22 protein-coding genes are annotated in these 24869 nt (G+C 42.4%); 11 read left to right on the forward strand and 11 right to left on the reverse strand.

Annotation, left to right across the window (positions count from 1 at the left end; genetic code table 11):
- Positions 1 to 3 precede the first annotated feature (3 nt).
- Positions 4 to 195 carry a hypothetical protein gene (locus METLIM_RS00180; RefSeq protein ID WP_004075767.1) on the reverse strand — a complete coding sequence of 64 codons (192 nt, stop codon included), beginning with the start codon at positions 193 to 195 and terminating at the stop codon, positions 4 to 6.
- A 665-nt stretch (positions 196 to 860) separates the two neighbouring features.
- Between METLIM_RS00180 and METLIM_RS00185 the strand changes: the two genes are divergently transcribed.
- Positions 861 to 1433, forward strand: a complete 573-nt coding sequence (locus tag METLIM_RS00185) for a pentapeptide repeat-containing protein (protein ID WP_004075768.1) — start codon at positions 861 to 863, stop codon at positions 1431 to 1433.
- A 30-nt stretch (positions 1434 to 1463) separates the two neighbouring features.
- Here the strand turns inward: METLIM_RS00185 and METLIM_RS00190 are convergent, their stop codons facing one another.
- Positions 1464 to 2477, reverse strand: coding sequence for an META domain-containing protein (locus METLIM_RS00190; protein WP_004075769.1), 1014 nt, complete (start codon positions 2475 to 2477; stop codon positions 1464 to 1466).
- A 317-nt stretch (positions 2478 to 2794) separates the two neighbouring features.
- On the opposite strand from METLIM_RS00190, the gene METLIM_RS00200 reads away from it, so the two are divergent.
- Positions 2795 to 3133, forward strand: a complete 339-nt coding sequence (locus METLIM_RS00200) for a cupin domain-containing protein (RefSeq protein ID WP_004075771.1) — start codon at positions 2795 to 2797, stop codon at positions 3131 to 3133.
- Between the two features lie 45 nt (positions 3134 to 3178).
- On the opposite strand, the gene METLIM_RS00205 is transcribed toward METLIM_RS00200, so the two are convergent.
- From METLIM_RS00205 to METLIM_RS00215, 3 genes are all read right to left on the reverse strand, one after another.
- Positions 3179 to 3640 carry a DUF3795 domain-containing protein gene (locus METLIM_RS00205; protein WP_004075772.1) on the reverse strand — a complete coding sequence of 154 codons (462 nt, stop codon included), beginning with the start codon at positions 3638 to 3640 and terminating at the stop codon, positions 3179 to 3181.
- A gap of 33 nt (positions 3641 to 3673) precedes the next feature.
- Positions 3674 to 6013: a PAS domain-containing protein gene (locus tag METLIM_RS15270; RefSeq protein ID WP_052300852.1), complete on the reverse strand. Its 2340-nt coding sequence runs from the start codon at positions 6011 to 6013 to the stop codon at positions 3674 to 3676.
- A 217-nt stretch (positions 6014 to 6230) separates the two neighbouring features.
- Positions 6231 to 6716 (reverse strand): universal stress protein, encoded by a 486-nt coding sequence (locus METLIM_RS00215; protein ID WP_157202181.1) that lies wholly within the window; start codon positions 6714 to 6716, stop codon positions 6231 to 6233.
- 181 nt (positions 6717 to 6897) lie between these two features.
- On the opposite strand from METLIM_RS00215, the gene METLIM_RS00220 reads away from it, so the two are divergent.
- Positions 6898 to 7860: a ketopantoate reductase family protein gene (locus tag METLIM_RS00220; protein WP_004075775.1), complete on the forward strand. Its 963-nt coding sequence runs from the start codon at positions 6898 to 6900 to the stop codon at positions 7858 to 7860.
- Between the two features lie 87 nt (positions 7861 to 7947).
- Here the strand turns inward: METLIM_RS00220 and METLIM_RS00225 are convergent, their stop codons facing one another.
- The 3 genes from METLIM_RS00225 to METLIM_RS00235 form a co-directional block, all read right to left on the reverse strand.
- A complete protein-coding gene (locus METLIM_RS00225) occupies positions 7948 to 8160 on the reverse strand; it encodes a hypothetical protein (RefSeq protein ID WP_004075776.1) in 213 nt (70 codons plus the stop codon).
- Positions 8161 to 8941: 781 nt separating this feature from the next.
- On the reverse strand, positions 8942 to 10024 hold the full coding sequence (locus METLIM_RS00230; protein WP_004075777.1) for a DMT family transporter: 1083 nt from the start codon (positions 10022 to 10024) through the stop codon (positions 8942 to 8944).
- Positions 10025 to 10261: 237 nt separating this feature from the next.
- Positions 10262 to 11626, reverse strand: a complete 1365-nt coding sequence (locus METLIM_RS00235; protein ID WP_004075778.1) for an alpha/beta hydrolase family protein — start codon at positions 11624 to 11626, stop codon at positions 10262 to 10264.
- A 257-nt stretch (positions 11627 to 11883) separates the two neighbouring features.
- Here METLIM_RS00235 and METLIM_RS00240 point away from each other — a divergent pair, with 257 nt between their 5' ends.
- Positions 11884 to 13383, forward strand: a complete 1500-nt coding sequence (locus tag METLIM_RS00240) for a transporter substrate-binding domain-containing protein (RefSeq protein WP_004075779.1) — start codon at positions 11884 to 11886, stop codon at positions 13381 to 13383.
- A gap of 121 nt (positions 13384 to 13504) precedes the next feature.
- Here METLIM_RS00240 and bcp read toward each other — a convergent pair whose 3' ends face one another.
- Positions 13505 to 13978: a thioredoxin-dependent thiol peroxidase gene (gene bcp, locus METLIM_RS00245; RefSeq protein ID WP_004075780.1), complete on the reverse strand. Its 474-nt coding sequence runs from the start codon at positions 13976 to 13978 to the stop codon at positions 13505 to 13507.
- A 395-nt stretch (positions 13979 to 14373) separates the two neighbouring features.
- Here bcp and METLIM_RS00250 point away from each other — a divergent pair, with 395 nt between their 5' ends.
- Entirely contained in the window at positions 14374 to 15804 is a 1431-nt protein-coding gene (locus METLIM_RS00250; RefSeq protein WP_004075781.1) for a PAS domain-containing protein, read from the forward strand.
- 65 nt (positions 15805 to 15869) lie between these two features.
- Here the strand turns inward: METLIM_RS00250 and METLIM_RS00255 are convergent, their stop codons facing one another.
- Positions 15870 to 16412, reverse strand: coding sequence for a DNA-deoxyinosine glycosylase (locus METLIM_RS00255; protein WP_004075782.1), 543 nt, complete (start codon positions 16410 to 16412; stop codon positions 15870 to 15872).
- A 254-nt stretch (positions 16413 to 16666) separates the two neighbouring features.
- On the opposite strand from METLIM_RS00255, the gene uvrA reads away from it, so the two are divergent.
- The 6 genes from uvrA (at position 16667) to uvrB (ending at position 24157) form a co-directional block, all read left to right on the forward strand.
- Entirely contained in the window at positions 16667 to 19600 is a 2934-nt protein-coding gene (gene uvrA, locus METLIM_RS00260) for an excinuclease ABC subunit UvrA (RefSeq protein ID WP_004075783.1), read from the forward strand.
- Positions 19601 to 19701: 101 nt separating this feature from the next.
- On the forward strand, positions 19702 to 21273 hold the full coding sequence (gene uvrC / locus METLIM_RS00265) for an excinuclease ABC subunit UvrC (protein WP_004075784.1): 1572 nt from the start codon (positions 19702 to 19704) through the stop codon (positions 21271 to 21273).
- A 116-nt stretch (positions 21274 to 21389) separates the two neighbouring features.
- The gene (locus tag METLIM_RS00270) at positions 21390 to 21713 is read left to right on the forward strand and encodes a nucleotidyltransferase family protein (protein WP_004075785.1); all 324 of its coding nucleotides are present in this window, start codon (positions 21390 to 21392) and stop codon (positions 21711 to 21713) included.
- The gene (locus tag METLIM_RS00275) at positions 21710 to 21946 is read left to right on the forward strand and encodes a HepT-like ribonuclease domain-containing protein (RefSeq protein ID WP_004075786.1); all 237 of its coding nucleotides are present in this window, start codon (positions 21710 to 21712) and stop codon (positions 21944 to 21946) included. Before METLIM_RS00270 ends, METLIM_RS00275 begins: the two co-directional genes overlap by 4 nt.
- Positions 21936 to 22043 carry a HepT-like ribonuclease domain-containing protein gene (locus tag METLIM_RS17235; RefSeq protein WP_245543556.1) on the forward strand — a complete coding sequence of 36 codons (108 nt, stop codon included), beginning with the start codon at positions 21936 to 21938 and terminating at the stop codon, positions 22041 to 22043. Before METLIM_RS00275 ends, METLIM_RS17235 begins: the two co-directional genes overlap by 11 nt.
- Before the next feature lie 164 nt (positions 22044 to 22207).
- A complete protein-coding gene (gene uvrB / locus METLIM_RS00280; protein ID WP_004075787.1) occupies positions 22208 to 24157 on the forward strand; it encodes an excinuclease ABC subunit UvrB in 1950 nt (649 codons plus the stop codon).
- Between the two features lie 30 nt (positions 24158 to 24187).
- On the opposite strand, the gene METLIM_RS00285 is transcribed toward uvrB, so the two are convergent.
- Complete coding sequence (locus METLIM_RS00285; protein ID WP_004075788.1) at positions 24188 to 24829, reverse strand: DUF5591 domain-containing protein; 642 nt, start codon at positions 24827 to 24829, stop codon at positions 24188 to 24190.
- Between the last annotated feature and the right edge of the window lie 40 nt (positions 24830 to 24869).

The raw sequence follows: 24869 nt of genomic DNA on the forward strand, positions 1-24869 counted from the left end.
CAATCAGTAGCGCCCGATGCTGTCGAGTTCTTCACGCACAACAATCCGGACGGCTTCTATATCAAAACCGCCCTTCTTATCCTTCTCTTTTAAGAGTTTCTCCATGGTTCTGATACCTTCGCTGATGCTGTTGCCATATCTGAGTGCAGTCTCAAGTGCATCCAGCTGCACCCTTACAACCTTTGAGTCGGCCATGATTAATATTTTAAAACAATTGCAGATAAATGTTACATAATGCTACACCTGGACCATCTCCGCAAAAAAAGCAAAAAAATGAGAGAAAAACAGATAAAAAGAGAGGTTTCCTGTAAGTTCTGTCTTCAGACAGGGTAAACAGGAGATCTATGAAAGAGTTTTGAGGTATCTGACATCTCGATGTGGAGGTTACATTTATGCAGTAAAAAGATGCCCCTCTTCTGTGTTAGGAGCACAGTATGGACATTCTTCTACTTTGCCGGAGATCACAGCAGTGCAGAGAGTTTATCCTTAGATGTCAGATAAGGAACACTGAATTCTGCCCTGCTCACTCACGACAATTATGTGGTAGTACCGAATCAGATATAAATTCATGCCGCGTGGGGTGAAAGTAAAAACTCTACACAGATTAGATTAAATTCAATATAATAGACATATAAAGCATTAATTTTCTGAGTGCATCTCAGACTGAGGTAAATGCCGCAGAAAAAACGTGCATCAGAATGAGAAAAATCTGAACCCTGAAGGCGTGTACAACTGACTTAATCCCGAAAGATGATGGGGTACGGAGATGTGAGGGTTTGGAGGATTTCCGGGAAATTTATTATTCTGTCCGACTGACATATTAACCGGAATTAGATTACAATTACAATTAAAGGCTGATTATGGCAGACAATTTACATCTCAATGAACTATCTGAAAAGCTGGATTATTCAGGCAAATCCCTCTGCGGGGGTGAATATGATTCATGCACCTTCAGAGACTGTAATTATGAAAACGCCGATTTATCTGAGAATGAATTCAGGGACTGTCTCTTTGAAAGATGTAATCTGAGTGCGGCACTCTTAAAAAATACCGGGCTGAAATCGGTAAATTTTAGAAACTGCAAAATAATGGGCGTGGATTTCACCTATTGCAAAGATTTTCTCTTTGAGGTGAACTTTGAAGACTGCATACTCGATTATTCCATTTTTTTAAGGAATGAACTGGAGAATACAGGTTTTAAAGAGTGCAGTGTAAAAGAAGCCGAATTCGCAGAATGTGGACTTACGGGGGCAATATTTTATAACTGTGACCTGTCAGGTACTCTCTTCAGCCGATGCAGTTTAGAGAAGGCAGATTTCAGAACAGCAGTGAATTACTCATTAGACCCCGAGATAAACCGGCTTAAGGGCGCAAAATTTTCATATCCGGAAGTCACCGGACTGCTGGAAAAATATGGGATTATAATTGATTAAGTGACGGAAATATTACGGAAATATTCAGGATTATCCTGATTTCACAAATGTCATCAGTGTTTTTCCGTCATCATCCCTGAAAGTGAGTGATTTCCCGTTAAAATAATATCTGCTGACAGATTCAAGATTTTTAAGATATGACGACTCATACACCATTATATCCTCATCACAGTACATCTTTGTTGAACCTATGGCACTGAATTCAATCCCAAAATCTTCGTCAATAGCGTAAGCAGAGAAATAATTGTTGCAGCCCGCATTTCCTGAGGCTTTCTCATCCGAAAATTCAAGTGTGATCCCGATATTCTCAGGAAGAGATACGACAGCTCCCTTACCATTGTTCATTGAAGTAAGCTCCCATGAACCACCCTCAAGTGTAAATGGCAAGAGGGTAAGAATCACATTGCCGTCTTCATCTGAGATTACAAGATTGTCAGCCGAAATTTCAATAGAACTGCCATTCTGAAGAAGTTCAAGGTAATCATTCTCAAACTGCATTGTCGCATCTGTGCAGTACATCTCTGTTAAAGCTATAATTCCGGTTTTAAATTCTCCGTCATTTGAATTATAATCTGCCGAATAACTGTTGCAACCGGAATTACCGCCAAGAATGCTCTCATTTACAAATGTGAGTGTTGCATCAATCCCTTCCGGAACTTCATTCAGCCCGCTGCCGACTCCCATATATGAAGTAACGAGCCATTCTGTGCCGGATAGTTCATCACCGGATACTGCTGTGGAATTTTCCGAGCTATTATCTGTGCCTGTAATATTGCCGGAATAATCTGTGGCATTAGTGCCATTGACAGCAGTTTTGTTTATAATATCAGGAGTTATATTATCTGAAATATCACCTGAACTGCTGCCTGTGCATCCGGCTGTCATGATAACTGCCAGAATCATCGCGGCTGAAAGAAATATCAGGGATAAACTGCCCGGAATGAAGCCCGTTCTGCCGGAATGATCATTAAAATGCTCATTAGAATGCTCATTATTTTTACGGAGATCTGAATCCGGATTTTTATGTCGGTTGTTTTTGCTCATGATTTACCAGAATAAAATGGATTTTTTATACATATACTGATATGCATGACTTCTAAAATATTCGAAGTTAAAATTACTGTGATCTTTTACAGTATGAATGGAAAGATTCATCTGTCCTTTTTCAGCAAAACAAAAAAAGTAATCCATGAATCAGCTGGTCCACAGATAATGAATGAGACAGTGCACTGTTTCATAGGAGATGAACTGATTCATAAAATTCACAGAATATAATCTTCTGGCATCTTACGGTCCAGGCATAATAATCATGGATACTGTTATCCCATATCCGGACATTATATCAGTTATTGGTGGAAATTATGGAAATCAAAAAACTATCTGAACTTCCGGTAAGCCCGAACCCTCACAAAGTGGAGGCAAAACAGGTATATGACACAGAAAATGCAACTGCTGTTGTGATTACCCTGAAAAAGGGAGAATCATTAAAGCGGCATAAAACACCGGTAGATGTATTCTTCTATGTCCTTAAAGGTGAAGGAATGGTTGAGATCGGTGACGAGCAGAAAGAAGTATCGGAGGATATGATCATCGACAGCCCAAAGGATATCCCGCACCGCCTGATAAACAATGACAGTGATATTTTCAGGGTTCTCGTTGTAAAAGTGCCTAAACCAACAACCCAGACAAAACTGCTCTGATAAATAATAAACGAACAGAAAATACCGGAGGAAAAGAATCTGTAATCAGTCCCACCTGTAAAACGGATGCCTCTTCTCAACCCATTTTTCCGGCCCGTAAATTTTAATCAGTTCAAGATTTTTAACATTTGATTCGCCGCAGAATTTCCTGATAACATCAAATTTATCACAGTCCCTGAAATTCTCACACTCCCAGCAGCCGGAATATCCCTTCTCCTGACAGCATCTGACTACAGGGCATGGTTCACCACCGGAATAAATGCAGCTCCCGACTTTCCGGCAGCCATAACGGCACTGATGGGCAATCAGCCTGTCAAGCACTGCAATAAACTTATCAAAGTCCTCATATTCAGGTACAGGATGAGACCTGACGGACGAATACTTAAAGAAATCAGCCCGCCCAAGCTCTTTTTTAAGCTGATAGGCAACAGGACTGTGATTATTTCTGAAATGTATGCAGTCCGGACAGTAAAGCCCGCAGTATGATGTAAATTCGCTGTCTTTCATTCAGATCACTAAAAAATCCGGATTATATTTCTGTTATAGATCTACTTCATATTTTCCGGATCTCTCCGGCAGAACTTTCTCTTCGGAATAACGCCATCTCTCCGAAGGTACAAGGATCTCAAAACGTGCACCTTCTCCATATACACCATTTTCATGGATTGAAATTCCTGACAGTTCAAGTATTTCACGTGCCAGGAAAAGACCAAAACCGGTATTAGATCCATATCCGGCATCAAAGATCCTTATTTTCTTCTCAGGAGGAATTCCTCCGCCGTCATCCCCGACAAATATCAGTAGTTCCTTCTCAAAAAGTTCGTACCTGACACTAATTGAAGTTAAATCAGTACCATGCCTTACAGAATTATCAATGAGGGTATAAAATACTCTCCCAAGCATCCGGTCAGCATAGATCTCAATGTTACTGTCCAAAACATCAACAAGTCCGGGAGGGAAAAATTCCTTCTCTATAACCTCAGATATGGTACCGGAGACATTCTGCCATTCAGGCGCATCTACCCCAATCTCCTGGTAATACTTGGTGAACTGAATCTGTCCTGAGATCTTTTCGGTTGCGACACTGGCCTTCTTCAGATATTTCAGGGCATCATCAGTTCTGTTCATCTCTATTGACTCATGAACAAGTTGCTCATATGCAGACAGGACAGTGATCTGATTGAGAATATCATGCCTGGTAATACTGCTCAGAAGATTCAGTTTTTTATTTGCAAGTTCTTTTGATTCAGATAAAAGCCTGAACTCCTCAGCCTTCATCTCAAGACTTCTCTCAAGTTCCTTCTGTTTTGTAATGTCATTTAAGAGAAGCATCACTGCCGGTTTTTTATCAAACTCAATGAGCCGTCCTTTAATATTGACTATAATCACATCTCCGGCAGCCGAAATCACCCTGATCTCATATTCATCCTTCAGAGAATCTGAAAGCCTGAGATTTAACATCTTTTTTGCCAGACCGCGATCATCCGGGTGTATGAAATCCGTCATACTTCTGCCGGTAAGATCCTTCTCCGCATATCCGATGGCTTTTGATCCGGAAGGATTTACATAGATTATCTCTCCGTTAATGTCATAAATTACAATGTAATCCGGAAGATTTCTTATGAGATCCTTATTGAACCTCTCACTCTCGGCAAGCGCTCTTTCCGCAGAAATACGTTCACCAATATCGATCAATGAAATTAATATCTGGTCTGTACCGGGCATATAAGAAAGACTGGCGTGAGTATAAACTTTTTTGCCTTCTTTTGACCTTAATATCAGATCATGATTTGACTGAGCTAAAGGGGAATGGGATTTCATCCTCAGTTTATATTCCGCAATCATTTCCCTCTCAGAATCATCAGCAATATCTTCAACAGACATTTTTCCGTCAACCTCTTCAGAAGAATATCCAATCATACTGAGGAGATGAGAATTAGAGAGTTTTATTTTGAGATCAGCATCAGCAACAATCAGACCGGTACCCGCATTCTCAAATATTGCCTGATATTTCTTTCTTGCAATTTCAAGTTTCCCGCGGGTCTCCCACAGATCGCTGATATCCCTGATTGCCACAAGCATATGCGCACAATTATTGATATAATAAAGTGAACCCGAGATCAGAATATTAAGCGTTCTTCCTTCCCTGGTAAGAAAGTCCGCATAATAATTCTCTGCCAGGCCATCCTTAAGTATAAAGGATATAAATTCTGCCCTTTTTTCAGAATCTCTCCACAGCATGTCTTCTGTAAAATCAGGACTTCCTCTTCCATTTAAACTGTACCCAAATAAGCCCCCGAATGAATTGTTAAAGTCAATGATTTTACCGTCTTCAAGGCGTGAGATCAGAACCGGATCTGGTATTATTCTGAATACTTTCTCAAATTTTTCCTCACCGGTCTTTATTATGGCTTCTTTGTCCCGTAATTCTGTGATGTCTTTTAGTATCCCGATAATACCCACCGGATTTCTCTCATTATCGGTGAATGTGGATCTGAAAATAATTACATCGTGATCCTTTCCATCCGGAAATCTGAGTTTAGTCTCATATTCCCTTGTACCGGGATTTTTTATGAGAGATTTATCAACAGCATTACATGCAGATGCAAAGTCCTTCTCAAAAAATTCATACACCGGGTGCCCTATTACTTCATCACGTGGTTTTCCGATGAAACTGAAAAACCTGCTGTTGCCTCCGGTATAGATGCCGCAACAGTCCTTGATAAAGAGCGGGTACGGTATTGAATTCAGCAGGAGATTCAGAAAATGTCTCTCATTATAAGAACCATCTCCGGCAGGAAATGATTTTATAATCTCAAGTAATTCAGGCGATATCCCTGCTTTCATTCCTCTCATTTCTGATTTCTCCTTTTTTGACATTGTTCATGACCGGATAAAACTGGTGAAATGACTATAAACCTGCAAAACTATAAAAGAATCCTTTCAGGATAAAGATTATTAGAAATAAATATAATATACCACACAATAATATTGTATAATACACACTATCATAGCTATCACAGATTCAGAGCTTTTCTTCCATCCAGGCAAAAATCCAGGAAAAATGTGGTTCTCTGCAAAAAAATTGCTGCACTCCCTACTCAAGGTCACATCCGGAAGTAAGATCCTCATTAATCATCAATACAGGCATCCTGGCCTGTTTCAGCACTCTCTCTGATGTTGTGCCAAGTATTATTTCTTTCAGGTTATCACTGCTGTGCCTTCCCATGACAATAACCGATGCCCTCTCTCTCTGTGCGCATGACAGAATCTCTTTATCAACAACGCCTTTTACAATAATAATCCGGGCATTAATTCCGGATTCAAGAAGAGTATTTTTCATACCCTCAGCCTTCTGCCGTGCATTCTCCTTCATCTTGGATTCAATCGCAGAGTCATACTCCGCCATCTTCTCCGAATTAATCCACCCGATTCCGGTCTTGACAAGATCAACCTCGTACTCATCAAGGACATGAAGTATAATAACCTCCTCTGTTCCAGCCTTCCTGAAACTTTTAACACAGTCAAAAGCCCGGAATGAACTCTCCGAAAAATCGGTAGGGAATAAGATTCTCCTGAACATAACAGACACCAAACTAGAATAATAAGATGAGATTGATTTTATCTGATAAATAACCATTTATTTGTCCTTTTCTTACGCCATGAAAGACCGGAAAAATCTCTGAAAACGATAAATTCCCGGATGTGAACAGAGAAAATATCCTGCAAATGTTTAAGCAGGATAAAAGATAACCGTAACTCAGATGCCGGAGAAGCGCCCTTCTGTATTGATTCTTGGTGCAGGGGCAGTTGGTTTATCCTTTGCGGCTGTATTATCAGCCCATTCTGAGGTCTCTGTCGTATGCAGGGAAAAATATGCAAAAGCCATCTATGAGAAAGGGCTTGAACTTTCAGGGATATGGGGAGAGCATCTAATCAGAGAGATCATATGTTATACATCTCCTGATATGCCGGCAGGAAAAAATTATGACTATACCATAATCACTGCAAAAGGAACAGATACTGAAAATATCTGTAATGAATATGTTAAAGTTCTCAGAAATACCACAGCAGTGAGCTTTCAGAACGGAATTGGCAATGAGGATATAATTCAAAGATACGCACCCCTCGTTATAGGCGGCACTGTCAGCACAAATTTTGGGTTTATATCTGACAGACATCTGATCATAAACAGCCAGAGTGACCCTGTAAAAGCAGGTATATATCCTGACAGTCACTGCAGCAGCAAAGAAGCAGATATACTCACATCATTCATCACAATGTTTAGTAAATGCGGAATAGAGGTCATAGAATCGAAGGACATCAGATCAGAAATCTGGTCAAAATCACTGCTGAATGTTGCAGTAAATCCACTGGCTGCCATATTAAAAGCTCCGATTAAAAAGCTTGGAGATGATGATCTGAAAGAGACAATTTCCGGTCTGATTAATGAAACATTCCTTGTTGCAGAGGCTGAAGGAATAGATCTGCCATGGGAAAGTCCCGATTCATACGCCAGTTACCTGAGAAATTACCAGTTAAATGCATTCGGAGAAGTATATCCTTCGATGTATTATGACATCATAAACGCAAAGAGAACAGAAATTGATCTTCTAAACGGATATATTGCAAAAACCGGCAGAAAATATGGCATAGAAACGCCTTATAATACCTGCATAACAAATCTGATACACTGTTTTGAAAAGAGCAGAAGAATTCTTTTTTAACATACTGTTACGGATATATGAGTCATAACCGGAAAATACAGACAGGATCAGCACCGGATCCGGCATTGAAATATAAATTTTGAGGGATTAATAATCATCCTCAAAATACCTGATTCCTAAAGGGGCATGCTTTTTTAATTCCATAAAAAAGTAGGTACCCATATCGGAATCAGAGTCCTTAATCGACTGGTTAATCGTTTTAATCAGCCAGTTTGGCAGACTCTCATCTTTATCAAGAGTGTTCATAACTGTCACAACCGCTTCATCAACATCAATTTTATTTTTCCATCTGTATCCCATTGATAATACCCCCTTAGGGTTAAAACGATAATATAACTGCATAATATTTAATACTGGTGACAGAATGTCAGTAAAATTGAGACACAGAAACACCAAGATTATCCGCATCAACATGAATTCAGCCATAAATCCGGATAAATCAGTCAGAATACATAAATCATAGTGAATTGTCCGGGAATCACCCATAATTTGTAAATAAGAGATAATTCTGGCCTTTCGCCCATTTCAAAAGGCAAATGATCAAATTGAACCTTAAATAATCAGATTTGGGATTATATTATAAATTAAGGCCATATGTGCCAGATTGTAGATGGAATTATTATTCATGAGAGAGTAAGATGATATTCTGGTTTTACTCCTCACCTCTGGAAATCTGAGATGTTTTTTGGGTGAAATGTGTGGCAAATTAGGACATTTGTATTAATCTCTGATTTAGGATATCGGATCAGCGAAAGGGCAGTAATTGTCAGAAAATCAAATCACCCTACAAATATAATAACCAACACATTATGATGTCAGCACAGAGAGAAAACACAGGCTGAAAAAGGCAGGAATGAACCCCAATCACCCAATAAACAGACATTATGATCATGACCAGCATTCAGGCCCTTAAACAGACCAAAATCCAATATAACCGCAGGATTACACCGAAATAGAAGCACACAGGAAGGCCTGAAATCCACAGATACTTTACACTGCCGGCACTATGAAAAACGGTCCTGCGTGAAGATATAAAGGTTACACATAAAGGCGAATTTGACCCAAAATCATCCAGACACAGTCATTTATGCTCATGACGGTGATGAATATCAGGAGTGTGATGGTGATCATGGCACAGTTTCCCATGCTCATGAAGATGCGAATGATCACCAGAGGGTGACAAGGGAGGGTCATCAGGACTGTGCTCATGATCATGATGGAGATCATCATGCCTGTGCCTGTGCTCATGAATTTCTGCACAATGGGTGTGAGGATGGGAATGCTTCTCTGTCAAAAGAAGGTATGCTCCGGCTGCCATCACCGGAAGTGAGATGTAAAACATCTGACCCGGTATTTCGGTGAAGAGCAGAAATGAACCAGCCACCCCAAAAAACGGCGATACAGCAAGAAGAGCACCGGTTCTTGAAGTGCCTATGCCCCTTAAGGCCAGCAGAAAAAGCACGCTTGTAAGGCCACCATAACTGAGGAAACCAAAAACAAGTGCTGCCACAATATCAGTCGTCCCGGGCATAGGCTCGCCGATAGCAATTGCAATCATAAAGGATATAATTCCGGCTAAAACACCCTTTGCCGCTACGATCGGAATTGGATCTTTAGAAGAAATAACCCTTGAAAAATTATTGTCGCATGCCCAGAAAGTACAGGCAAGGAGGATTCCGAATGTAGCCAGCGAAAAACCGAAGGCGGACTCCGGATCATAGGAGAGGAGAATACATGAGAATGTTATAAGGCCGAGCGCTGCCCAGATCCTTTTGCCCACCGCTTCCCTGAAGAGAAAAACGGCTACCATAGTCGTGGCAACGGACTCAAAGTTAAGAAGAAGGGCCGCTGTTGCTGCAGGTGTGGCATCAAGGCTGAACATCAGAGTAACAGGTGCAAGGACACCACCGAATACTGTAACTGCAATTACCCACGGGTAATCCTCCCGTTTAAGAGCAGCCTCCTTAACATGCCTCTTCTTTCCGGCAAGGCGGCAGATCAGGAGATATAGATAAAGACCGATACCACTCCCCATGTAAAGATAAGCGGCAAGAATTGCAGGGCTTATATTCTCAAGCAGGACCTTCGCAACCGGAGCACACCCGCCAAAGAGCACGGCCGCCATAAAAGCATAAAAAAGTGATAACTGATGTCCGGATTTCATATTAAAAACTTCATTATTATCCAGGAATATCTCATGCCGGAAGATTTAGTCATAATCAGATCCTTAAAGCCGTTACATATTGATGAGAAAAGAGGATATAAGTTTAGATCCTGATTCTTTCAGGATTATATTTTAGTCCGGAACAGAAATAGCAAACGGACAGTAAATATCTACCCCCTCAACTCCTCCACATCAGCACAGGCGTTTGTGGGGCCGGGCGGTCCGGTAACAGCCTGTCTATCCGTCCATTCCCATCGTATCATCAAGCCAGTCGAACTTGGCGCCAAAAGACTGTGCAAATGCTCCGAGCTGGCAGTGCGACCCGGCACCGTACTCGTCGGAGAAGACCATGAGTTTACGTTCACAGGTGAGGTTGTCGTAGAGTGCCTGTGCCTGCACCCCGTCCGGATCGAAGTGGTCAGCCGCACCGGCACAGACCAGCGTTGGGCACTGTATCTTTCCGGCAGTTCCTACAAGTGAAAAATCCATCCATTTCGCCCAGAACTGTGCCGGAGAGCCGGCACTGAAGACGAACATACCATTCTCGTTCAGCCAGCGGGTGCCGGTATCGTCTGCCATTGCTTTTCGGATAGCGTCGTTGAACTCAGCAGGATCCGTCCGCAGCCATTCCCTCAGGTCTTCTTTGGTCATGTTCGCAGCCGCTCCCCCGCCCTCCTGCAGGTTCCGCAGGAGATTCTCTCCGACGTCGTAGGTGCCCGGGTCCGTGACCAGCGCTGCAATCCCCGGCTCATATGCAGCACCGCGGGGTGCGAGGTAGCCCCCAAGGGAAATTCCCCAGAGCGCAATACGGTCTTCATCGACTTCCGGCCGGCTCACCGCATAGTCCACAACAGGTTTAATAACATTCTCCCAGTCGGAACGGAATGGAATATTCTGAACCCGTATCACTTCGCCCTGGCCCGGCCCTTCGAATGTCAGGACATTGTATCCGCGTTTTACCCCTTCCACTGCATATGGATGAAGTTCTTCCTGGCAACCGTCAAAGCCGGTCTGGACGATGAGGAGCGTACGTGATTTCCCGGAATTATCGACCATATAGAAGTAACCCGGCAGCGTTGTATTCTCATAAGGTATGCTGACAATCTCGTACGGGACAGCATCGAGTGCAAGTGCATCGCAGAATGTTTCCCGGCTCTTTCCCCAGGTCTCAACGATGCGGGGATCTGTGGAATTACCATGCAGGAAGAACTCGGCTGTGCGGTAATACGTTGCAGCCCGGTAGTATGCTTCCATTGCGGTACGCCTGTGCCCGGCTGCGAGGCTCTTGTCACCCGCAGTCCTGAAGGTGTCTGCGGTATTTTTCCATTCGCTGTACCAACTCTCAAAGTCTCCTTCTTTGATCCGGGACGCAGTGGCAAGGCACTCACCGATATCAGCCTCTCCCGAATACGAGGCGCCAACTGTCCTCAGGAACTGGAAAGAAAATTCCTGATCTTTAAATACTGCCGGAGGAGATTCCACCACATTGACGGCAGATGAAGCCGGAGATTGCTGAACAGGGCTGATACAGCCTGCTGAAACTGTCAAAATAATTATGAGCAGGAGGGTGATCGTGAATATACAGGTAATCCCGGGTTTCATAATTGACCATGGAATGATAGCATAACATTGATGATAACAGTTACGAAAATTCTGGCTCTGTAGAAAACCTGACTTTATCAGAGGGTTGCATTATGAACCTGAGTTACTGTACTACCGGCATTTAGACCTCTGTTTCCCAGAAGAACCTCAGCAGGGCCTGAAAATCAGTAAAAGAAATCACTCATGAAGCGCCACACAAAAATATTTATCCCCATACGGTAATTACAGGTCTGATTTGACCACAGGGGGGCATAATTATGAGATATTCGGGAATATGTGCTTTAATCATTATAATGACAGCTTTATCAGCAGCTATATGCGGATGCACAGCAGAAGATTCTTCTTCGGCACCAATAGCAACGGAAAAATCTGTTTCTGAATCCGACCTGCGTATAATGACCGAAGAATTTCCGCCTTTCAGCTATATGGAGAAAAACGGCGGGATCACAGGACAGTCAACTGAAATAGTGGAAGAAATATTATCAAGGCTCAACAAGAAAGCAGCAATAGAACTCCTATCCTGGTCAAAAGGCTATAATGCAGCACTGACAGAACCAAATGCCGTATTATACTCAATGGGAATTAATGAAGAGAGGAGACCGCTTTTCAAATGGGCAGGCCCGATTGGATCATTTGATTACGTGCTTTACGCAAAGTCAGGCTCCGGAATTGAGATAAACAGCCTGGATGCCGCAAAAAAAGCAGGCAAAATCGGGGTTGTAAAGGATGACGCCCGCCAGCAGTTCCTTTCAGACAGTGATTTCCAAAACCTTGCCATTCTTGCAGATGACGAAACCTGTATTAAAGAGCTAATGAAAGGAGAAATTGATCTCTGGTTTGGGAGCAGTCAGAACGCCGAATATCTCGCAGAAAAAGCAGGATATTCATCAGGGGATATTATTCCGGTATATCCGGTCAGGAGCAATGAACTCTATATTGCATTTAACCCGGAAATTCCGGAAGATACCGTTGAAAAATGGCAGAACGCCATTAATTCTATGAAAGCAGACGGGACATATGACGCGATTCTTGATAAATATGGCAATGTTGGAGAATATCCGGTCAAATCTCCGGATATAATAAGTTCAGAGACTGATCCAACACTTACTGCCGTAATTTCAGTAACAGAAGGTCAGATAAAAAGCATTCTTCGCCCCTTTGAAGTGCTCGCTATGACTGATGAAGTCCGCTCAGGAGAATGGGAGAAGATTAAACCTCTGTTAATAACTCTTGAAGAGAAAGAACCGGATGCCAGACTGTGGTATGCCAATACCGACGGCTCATATTACACTGTTGTGGATGACCTTGCAGATTCAAACCTTAAGGAGAGATCATATTTCCCGGTTGTGCTATCCGGAGAAGAGTCAGTAGGGACAGTCGTAATTAGTCACTCCACCGGAAAAAATGCCGCTATTGTTGCTGTACCTGTAATTTTGAACGGAGAAGTGACCGGTATCCTGGGGGCATCGGTATATGCTGACAGCGTAGCTGAAACACTCAATGAAAAACTTCCTGCTTCAGCAGTCTATTATGCAATAGACAATGAAGGTAAATTCGCACTAAGTTCAGGGAAAGGAGAGATTTTACAGAGCATATCACAGATAACCGAAAATAATTCCTTTGAAAGAGCGGTTGATAAAATGCTTTCAGAAGAGAGCGGAACTGTGGAATATGAGAAAGATGGCAGAATGTGGACCGCCATATTCAGGAGATCACAGCTTACAGGATGGCATTTTGCAGTTGCAAAAGTCAAATGATATGAAGAACGGGCATTATTGTATCCCAAAAATTATAATAACTCAGATATGAGAGAACAAATGGGATTTTAGAGGAGAAATCCTTCCAAAATCCGGACCCGGATTATTTCAGGCAGTAAGATTAACCTGAAATTAATTTAACTTTTTCAAGAACGGCTTCAGCATGCCCTTTTACTCTAACCTTACGCCAGATATTTCTGATTTTTCCTTCCGGATCTATCAGGAAAGTGCTTCTCTCAACACCCAGAAATGAGTTGCCAAACATCTTCTTCTGCTTCCAGACACCATATTTTTCAAGCACTTCATGCCCGGGATCAGAAAGCAGCAGAATGGAAAGCGAATGCTTCTCAGCAAATTTCCTGTGACTCTCGCAGGAATCGGGACTGATTCCAACAATAACCGTATTAAGTGAACGGAATTCATCCTCCATAGCCGTAAATGTCTCAGCTTCCATTGAACAGCCGGGTGTGTTGTCCTTCGGATAGAAATATAAGACCACCCACTTTCCCTTAAATACAGGCAGGCAGACTTCCATCTCCTTCATATCCTTCAGACAGAATTCGGGAGCATTATCACCATCTTTCAAATCAGCCATAATTTATAACACCTGATTAGCAGGGTTGTCTTCAGAGGATATAATATTTAGCAGGAATTTTTAGAATTGATAAAATTTCCGGAACAAAATAACATTACTGCCAAATCTGAATCATTCCTGACCTGACTGACCGCATTATGCTTTGGATCAGATATGAAATACACAGTATAGCCGGAATATACGGGTAGATATTCTATATAACCATATTGTGAAAACCTCAAATAAACATAAAATTAATTGTAAAACAGTACATCTGTCACCCCATAAATAGTCAGAATAATGAATTTATCCGGATAAATATGAGCCTGAAAATCACAGACTCTCCGGTAAATAAGAAAAATTATGACACAACAGAGACATTCTGAGATTCACAGAATAACCCGGGAGAAACTGCAATGAACAGACAGAACTATTTCACATCGGAAAACAGCCTGATGAAGGATATAATAGATAAATCCCCATACAAATTTATAATTACAGATAAATCCGGAAAAATAATCTATCTAAATAAAAAGGCAGAAAATATCTCCGGAATGACCCTTAATCAACCCTTCAGGCTCGAAGAAATTAGATTGCCAACCGGAAAAAAGGTCAGTGACTTTGAAGAACTCCGTCTGATGCTTGAAAAATGGAATGAAGAACCGGTTAGAAGCAGAGGTGAAAGCAGCAGTAATGACGATACATTCTCCTTTGAATCCTGGTTTAAACACGAAAATAAAGGGAATTATCCTGTTAAAATAACTGCAAAAATACTTAAAGAAAGTAAAATCTCATCCGAATGTCAGGGCTGCATCTGTTTTTATGCAGAAGACATCTCCGGCAGAAAAAAGACGGAAGAAGCACTGTTAAAATCCGAGAAGGATAAAACAACAATATTAAACGCCATACATGAAAACCTTGTATATTATAATACAGATTTTGAAATTATCTGGGCAAATCAGGATCCTGCCGACTCCCTGGGGATGAAACCGGAGGACCTCACAGGAAAAGTCTGCTACAGACTGTGGTACAACAGGGACAGCCCCTGTGAAAACTGTACTGTCAAAAAAGCGATCGAAAGCAAAGAACCGGTCATTGAGGAGAAACTCAATTATAATAAAACTGATGTAAAAGTCCTTGCATACCCTGTATTTGACGACAATGGTGAAGTGATAGGGGCAGTTGAGTCGTCACTTAACATAACAAAGAGAAAAAATGCTGAAAAAGCTCTACAAATAAGTGAAATGGAGTATAAAGAACTCTTTTCAACAATGACAAACGGATTTGTACTCCATGAGCTGATAACAGATGATAATGGTGAACCTGCGGACTACAGATTTCTCAAAGTGAATAAAGCCTTTGAAAATATGACGGGACTTTCAGCTGAGCAGATCAAAGGCAGAACAATGCTTGAAATATTCCCGGATTCAGGGAAATACCTGATAAAAAGATACGGCAGAGTAGCTCTGACCGGAATTCCGGATGAGTTCGACAATTATAATCCATATTTGAACAGATATTACCATGTCTATTCATACTGCCCGAAAATCGGTCAGTTTGCTGCAATATTTACTGAAATTACCGAGCTGATGGAGCTTAAAAAGCAGCAGAAAAACAGTCTGGAACAGATTGAAAAAAATCTTGAGGACCTGGCGATACTGAACGATGAGATCAGAAATCCCCTTCAGGCAATTATCGGTTACGTTACACTTGAAGAGAGAGAATATACTGACAGAATTCTTTCACAGGCAAAAGTTATAGACAGACTTGTAAACCGGCTTGACAAAGGATGGCTCGAATCTGAAAAGATCAGAGACTTTCTGAGAAAGCATTACAGCTTCAGTTAACCTCACAGCCCGTATATCACGGTTTCTGATGAAACACTATAAATATCGCCCGATATGAGAAAAAATTATACTCTTTTAAGCCAGTTTCCAACAATTCTCCACTCATCAAGTTTATCTTCAAACGAAAACAGAGCATTTGCAGGACTTGTAGATGGTAAAATCCTGACAGTAAGATCATCACGTGAAAGAATATCTTTCTGTGTCCTGTAAAACCACCTTCCTGCACCTGTTTTACCATTAAGGGCAATATATTTCACAGAAGGATTTTCTTCAAGAAATCCGGATATGTTATTTGGCACAGCAGATGATATCCTGCTGTCACTGCTCTTCTCCCTGCTGCATCCGTATAAGACATCCCATAAAGCAATACGCTCTGATATGATAGCCTTAATTCTTTCATCATAAGACAATGATGAATCAATGCCAAGAATCTCCTCCATTAACTTCCAGAAATGGTTTCTCCGGTTACCATAATATTCACATACCTGAAGTGACACATCGCCCGGATAACTTCCAAGAATAAGGATAAGCGGATCACTTCCGGATACAGGTGCAAGCCCGCCGGAGTGTATAGTATTGCAGACTGGTGCGGAGTTATCAGATGCCATAATTAAAAACCTGTGATTATTTGTATCTCCCGGAAAAATATCTCATTATCTTTCAGGGCATAAACAGAAATATCATCTTTATCAACACAGCATAATACAACTCAGAAGAGAACCAAAATTAATCCCTGAGCAGTTCTAAACCCAATATATGCCGCAATCGAAATATTATATAAGATATACAGAGTTTTTACTTTCACCCCGCATGCCTGAATCCTCATTTATAATAAGATCCAAAACTCTTCTGATACAGGGAAATGAAAAACATTACAATAAAGGGAGCAAGGGAGCACAACCTGAAAAATATCAGTGTTGAAATTCCGCGTGACAAATTTGTTGTCATAACCGGAGTTTCAGGCTCCGGCAAATCCACCCTTGCTTTTGATACAATATATGCAGAAGGGCAGAGAAGATATGTTGAATCACTCTCCGCCTATGCAAGACAGTTCTTAGGCTTAATGAACAAGCCGGACGTGGACTCAATAGACGGTCTGTCCCCCGCAATATCAATAGAGCAGAAGACGACATCAAAAAACCCGAGAAGTACTGTCGGAACAGTCACCGAGATATACGATTATTTAAGGCTGTTATTTGCGAGAATCGGAATACCCTACTGTCCGGAGCATGACATCAGGATTGAGTCAAGAACACCTGAAAAAATATCAGATGCGATATCCGAGGACTTCAGAGGAATGGTCACTGTCCTTGCTCCGGTTGTCAGGCAGAAGAAAGGGACATATCAGCAGCTGTTAAAGGATCTCGACTCAGAGGGCTTCACCAGGGTTCGGGTTGACGGTGAGATCATCAGGACTGATGAGGAGATCACACTTGAGCGGTATGTAAAGCATGACATAGAAATTGTCATTGACCGGATTGACCCTTCAGAAGAGAGAGCAAGGCTTGTCGAGGCAGTTGAAACTGCAATAAAAAAATCTGACGGACTGGTTTTCGTCACCGGAATTCCGGCTGAGAATAATCCCACAGCCGGAAAAGATTCTGGTAGAGATTACTGTTCAGAAGAGAATCATGACGAAACCGGAATCTCAGGCGGAGATTTTGGAGATGATAATTCAGAAGAGAGAATTCAGGAAGAAATCAGAGAGACGATCTACTCCTCAAAGATGGCATGTCCGGTATGCGGGTTCTCATTTGAGGAACTTCAGCCGAGAATGTTCTCATTTAACAGCCCGTTTGGAGCCTGCGAGGAATGCAACGGACTTGGGATAAAGATGGACTTTGACCCTGACCTCATAATTCCGGATAAGAACAGATCAATAGCCGACGGTGCGGTTGCGACATACAGAAACTTCCTTGACGGTTACAGAAGCCAGTACCTCGCTGCTGTTGCAGGGCATTACGGCTTTGATGTATTCACTCCGATAAAGGACCTCACTGATAAGCAGTACAAAGCTCTCATGTATGGATCAAATGAGAAGATCAGGTTTGATATGAAGATGAAAGGGGGAGAAGCACACTGGTCACACAACGGCTCATGGGAAGGCCTTCTGCCACAGGCTGAGAGGCTGTACTCACAGACAAAATCGGAGTACCGCAGAAAAGAGCTTGAGAAGTTCATGAAGATCTCAAAATGCCCGAAATGTGACGGTAAGAGGCTTAAGCCCTCGGTTCTTGCTGTCCGGACGGGCGGCAGGACAATTGCGGAGGTGACCGATCTCTCGATAAGCCGTGCAGCTGAATTTTTCAGCGGGCTTGAACTGACCGCTAAAGAGCAGGAGATTGCAAAACAGGTCTTAAAAGAGATCAATTCACGCCTCCGCTTTCTGGAACAGGTCGGCCTGGGATACCTCACACTATCAAGAAATGCAGGCACACTCTCCGGCGGAGAGGCACAGAGGATCCGTCTTGCAACCCAGATCGGATCAAACCTTACCGGAGTTCTGTACGTCCTTGATGAACCTTCAATCGGCCTTCACCAGCGGGACAACCATAAACTGATAGAGACCCTGCACAGGTTACGTGATCTCGGCAACACTCTTGTTGTAGTTGAGCATGATGAGGATACAATCAGAAATGCGGATTATGTCATAGATATGGGACCGGGTGCAGGAGTTCATGGCGGAGATGTCATCGCAAAAGGAACTCCGGCAGAGATTGAAAATAATCCGGAGTCCCTTACCGGGCTGTACCTGTCAGGAAAAGAGAAGATAGAAACGCCGGTTAAGAGAAGAAAAGCAGAACATTTCATCCGGATTAAAGGTTGCAGACAGAACAATCTCAAAGATGTCGATGCCGCCATACCCGCAGGACTGCTGACTGTTGTAACCGGAGTATCGGGTTCAGGCAAATCAACCCTGATATATGACACCCTTTACAGGGCGCTGATGAAGGATGTCTATAAATCAAAGACAAATCCCGGAGATTACGGGAGCATGGAGTCTGACATTCCGGTTGACAAAGTAATAGTTATAGACCAGAGCCCGATTGGAAGAACACCAAGGTCAAATCCGGCGACCTACACCAAGGTATTTGATGAGATCAGAAAGATCTTTGCAGAAACAAAAGAGGCAAAGATCAGGGGATATAAACCGGGAAGATTCTCCTTTAATGTAAAAGGTGGAAGATGTGAGGCCTGTGGCGGGGAAGGCCTTATTAAAATCGAGATGAATTTCCTGCCAGATGTGTATGTTGAATGTGAGGAGTGCAAAGGCAAAAGGTTCAATGCGGAGACACTTGAAGTTAAATATAAAGGTAAGTCAATTGCAGATGTTCTTGATATGACTGTTGAGGAGGCATACTATATCTTTGAGAATGTCCCGACAGTCAGGTCAAAGCTTGAAACCCTGTGCAGAGTTGGACTTGGATATATCAAACTCGGCCAGAGTTCAACCACACTCTCCGGCGGTGAGGCGCAGAGGATTAAGCTTACAAGGGAACTGTCAAAGAAGGCCACCGGGAATACGGTCTATCTTCTTGATGAACCGACAACAGGGCTTCATTTCCATGATGTAAAAAAACTGATATCTGTTCTTGACAGTCTTGTCGGGAAGGGCAATACTGTCGTTGTTATTGAGCACAATCTCGATGTCATCAAATCAGCAGATCATATAATAGATCTCGGCCCTGAAGGCGGTGAGAAGGGTGGTGAGATCATAGCCTCCGGAACTCCGGAAGAGGTTGCTGCATCTCCGGCAAGCTACACAGGACAGTTCCTTGCAAAGATGCTCAACTGACAGCAATGCTGAAAAAATCAGAAGAAGATATGAAAAAGAACAATATATAATATAAAAATAATTCCCACACAGAGCAGGATATACATAAAACAGAGAATATTATGGACACCACCACTCTTCCGGAAGATCCCGGATGCTACATGTACAAAGACACAGACGGAAATGTCGTATATGTAGGTAAGGCAAAGAACCTGAAGAAGAGGGTATCCTCATATTTTTCCAAAAGCCGGCATGACCCTAAGACTGAAGCAATGCTTAAGGTTGCCGAGGATTTTGATTATATCGTTACCGGAACTGAAGTTGAGGCACTGATTCTTGAGAATAACCTCATCAAGAGATATAAACCAAAATACAATATTGACCTGAGGGACTCGAAGAATTACGCATATATCCGGATAAGTGGTGATAAATTCCCATTAATAGGAATCGCAAGGAATAAAGGCGGAAAAGGAGAATATTTTGGCCCTTTTGTATCTGCAAGAGAAAGAGACTATGTCCTTTCAGCACTAAGAAAAATTTTCGGCCTGAGGTCATGCAGGAGAATGCCGAAACGGCCATGTCTGAGATATCATATCGGATCATGCAGTGCACCATGTACAGGTGCAATATCTGAAGAGGAATACCTTGACAGAATCAGAAATGCAGAATCAATCCTGAGAGGGCATACAAAAGAGGTGCTCCTTAAGCTTAAAGAGAAGATGAGAACACATTCTCAGAATCAGGAGTTTGAGAGGGCACTTGAGATCAGGGATACCATCCATGCGATAGAAAATCTCTCAGAGAAGCAGTTTGCTGACCGGAAAAAGGACTCGGATGAGGACGTAATAAATTACACATTAAGGGAAGGTGTGATTTATATCATGCTCTTTTCAGTTTTTAAAGGGACACTTGGGGACAAGAAGGAATTTATCTTTGACGGGAATAAAGAGACATTTGAAGAATTTATTGTGCAGTATTATTCCGAGAATGAAATTCCGTCTGAGATTATTCTGCCGGAAATTTCAGACCCTTCACTTGAGGATTTTCTCTCAGAGATGCGGGGAAAAAAGGTAAAACTGACAGTCCCGCAGAGAGGAGATAAGAAAAATCTCCTTGACCTTGTGGCAAAGAATATTGAGTCAGTCTTTTTCAGGGGAGAGAAGAATGTTGAGGCACTGAAAAAACGCCTTCACCTGCCTGAAAATCCAAATGTCATCGAATGCTTTGATATCTCACACCTATCCGGCACTGCTATGACAGGGTCAATGGTGCAGTTCCGTTACGGCAGGCCTGATAAGAGAAATTACAGGCGTTTTAAAATTAAGACGGTGGAAGGCATTGACGACTTCGCAGCAATTGCTGAAGTTGTGAGGAGGAGATATTCAAGGTTAAAGAAGGAAAGCAGCGGGAAAGAAGATAATACCCTGATGCCCGATCTTATAATAATTGACGGCGGTAAGGGCCAGCTGGCCTATGCGGCAGCGGTTCTCAAAGACCTGAACCTGAAAATACCCATAATTTCGGTTGCAAAACGTGAAGAGGAGATATTCATACCCGGATTATCAGCTCCGCTTCCGGTTAAAAAGAATGATCCGGCTTCATTTCTCATTCAGGAGATCAGGGACGAGGCACACAGGTTTGCGATAGAATACAACCGGCTCCTGAGGAAAAAAGAAGCATTCGGAGACGCCTGACCCAACAAAACAAGCATAAAAGATACCCAGTACGGTCTGCAATTAAGACGCCCGGCACAACAGGGAGAGGTAAATACTTTTAATGAAAGCCGGCAATAACCCATATAAGAACAACTATGACCAAAACAGATGAACCTCAGGCACTGCCGGACAGAGATGAGATAATCTCAATATTAAAAAAAGAGATGACTTACCTTAAAGAGGAATTTAAAATATCTGAAATAGGTCTCTTTGGGTCATATGTACGTGGGGAAGAAGACAATGAAAGTGACATTGATATCCTGGTATCATTTTCAGAGACTCCCGGATTTATTAAATTCCTGAGGCTTGAAGATAATCTGTCACACTGCCTCTATGGAATAAAGGTGGATCTGGTCGTGAAAAACTCACTGAAACCTAATATCGGAGAAGAGGTACTAAGCGAGACGATCTTTGCATGAGAAGAAACAGAATCGCTGACGACTATTTTAATGATATCGTAACAACAATTGAGAAGATCGAATCATTTGTAGAGGACACAACAGAGGGTGACTTTGCCCTTGACGAAAAGACACAGTTTGCTGTAATAAGAGGATCTGAAATAATCGTTGAGGCCGTTAAAAAAAATACCACCGGAAAAAAAGGAAAAATACCCAAAAATCCTCTGGAAAGAACTGGCAGGTATGCGGGATAAACTCATTCATGCTTATTTTGGAGTCAATATCGAAATTGTCCGGTTAACAGTCAAAGAAGACCTTCCGGAAATAAAAAAACTAATCTCTGAAAAATAACCAAAAACAGGAAACCTCTCACAATACCCAATTCAGCACAAAATCCAAAACCCCGCCCGGCAGACGGAGTAGCACCTCACATGACTCCCAAACCATCCCGTAAACCGTAATCCCAATCATCTCAGTGCAATAAAATGACATAATTATACAGAGGTATGCCGCATATGACAAAACAGAAGGATAAATTCAAACTTGTTTCGGATTACAAACCCGCAGGTTCACAGCCGGAAGCTATCAATAAATTAACTGAAGGCATTGACAAAAAAGAGAGATGTCAGACCCTCCTTGGGGTAACAGGCTCAGGAAAGACCTTCACCATCGCAAATGTGATTGAAAAAGTGCAGAAGCCAACCCTTGTATTTGCACACAACAAGACACTTGCAGCACAGTTATATAACGAATTTAAGGAATTTTTCCCGGAGAACCGGGTGGAATATTTCGTATCATATTACGATTATTACCAGCCGGAATCGTACATCCCGAAGAAAGACCAGTATATCGAGAAGGACGCACAGATCAACCCAAAAATAGAGCAGATGAGGCTTGCGGCAACGGCATCCCTCCTCTCAAGGGATGATGTCATAGTCGTTGCATCGGTTTCATGTATCTATGGTCTTGGTAATCCGGAAAATTTCCAGAAACTCGGTTTTGAGATCAAAACCGGGGACCGTATCAGGAGAAACGAACTTCTCGGCAGCCTTGTGGACATACTCTATGAAAGAAATGACACTGAACTGGCTCCGGGACGGTTCAGGGTCAGGGGAGATACAATCGATCTCATCCCCGGATATTTCAACAATATAATCAGGATAGAATTTTTCGGAGATGTTATCGACAGAATATCTGAGATTGACAAAAACACAGGTGAAAAAACAGAATCAATGAAGTATTTCTTCATCTATCCTGCAAGGCATTATGTCATTCCCCAAGAAGAAAAAGAGGATGCCCTGGTAAAGATAAGGGCAGAACTTGAAGAACAGCTCCCCAAACTCGGCGCAATTGAAGCACACCGCTTAAAGCAGAGAACCCTCTTTGATATTGAAATGATCGAAGAGACAGGGTCATGCAAAGGCATTGAAAATTATTCAAGGTTTTTTGATAACAGAAATCCCGGCGAGAAACCATTCTGCCTCCTGGACTATTTTCCGGATGACTTCCTGATGATCATTGACGAGAGCCACCAGACCCTGCCGCAGGTGAGAGGCATGTACAACGGCGACCGGTCAAGAAAAGTGCCGCTTGTGGACTACGGATTCAGGCTTCCTTCTGCTTTTGACAACCGGCCGCTCGTGTTCAGTGAATTCGAAGAGTACATGAGAAATGTCATCTTTGTATCCGCAACTCCGGGTGAATACGAAAAAGAGCACTCATCTGATATTGTGGAGCAGATCATCAGGCCGACAGGCCTTACAGACCCTGAAGTTGAGATAAGGCCAATTGAAGGTCAGATGAATGATCTCCTCTCTGAGATCAAAAAGACCATTGAAAAGGGTGACCGGGTGCTCATCACAACGCTCACAAAAAGACTTGCTGAAGAACTCTCCGAATTCCTGGCATCAAAAGGCATTAAAACGAGATACCTTCATTCAGACATAAATACCATTGAGAGAACCGAGATCATCAGGCAGCTGCGCCTCGGACGCTTTGATGTCCTTGTAGGAATAAACCTCCTCAGAGAAGGTCTTGACATTCCGGAAGTCGGATTTATCGGGATACTTGACGCTGACAAGGAAGGATTTTTACGTGATGCAAGAAGCCTGATTCAGATAATCGGACGTGCGGCGAGGAATGTCAATGCCCATGTTGTCCTGTACGCCGATAAATTAACGGACTCAATGAAAAAGGCAGTCGATGAGACAAAGAGAAGAAGAAGTATGCAGATTGCATTCAATAAAACACATGGGATCACACCAAAAACTATCATAAAACCTGTAAAAGAGAAAGAGACAGAGATCACGGATATAAAACATATACCAAATTCAGACATACCAAATGTCATCATCGAACTTGAAGCCGACATGAATATTGCAGCGGAATCACTGGAATTCGAGCGTGCGATACTTCTGAGGGATAAAATAACAGCACTCAGAAAGAAGCTTGAAGGTGGACAGTGATCTCTTCAGGACCCGGATTTTTGGAGATTACTACAACAGGTCACTATAAACCTCATCCCTGACCATCTTCAGCCCGTCCCTGAATTCATCAATATACTCCTGCATTGAAAGGCTCCCTTCCGGAAAAGGACAGTCAATGTCATACATTTTGTCAATCATCGGATCAGACGGCAGGAGGTGCATCTCAGTTCCGGAAATCCGGCAGGCTTCAGCCATTGCCTTTCTGAAAGGGCCTATGCAGTATGCAATCCTTATCCGGTAAGTCTCCTTCGTCTTCCCAAAATATTCCAGAAGTTTTCCAACCTCAATCTCATGAAAGTCCTGCTTCACCTTATCATCTGTGCACTTTCCGAGCATATAATGATAATTGGCAAAAGGGTACATCAGTTCAAGTTCTGACGGGACAACCCCGCATGTACCAAAGATAACCTTATGATACTGCTCCGGCTGTAAAACACCGTCAATAATACCCTGAAAAAGCCTGTGACTCGGGCTTTCGCTGTATGGTTTTCTGAGGGCGCAGGGGATAAATATCGCAATATCCTTATTAGCCACATCATATTCATCAATAATATACCTGTGGGCTTCATTAAATTCCGGTCTGTAAAAGGGAGGATCATAGATCTCAAACTTTCTCCCTTTCCGGTCTGTGACATATTCTTTCTCCGGCATATTATTCAGTCAGTCTGTTAATATTTGGTTCCAAAAACTG

This window comes from Methanoplanus limicola DSM 2279, from assembly GCF_000243255.1.
Taxonomy (GTDB): domain Archaea; phylum Halobacteriota; class Methanomicrobia; order Methanomicrobiales; family Methanomicrobiaceae; genus Methanoplanus; species Methanoplanus limicola.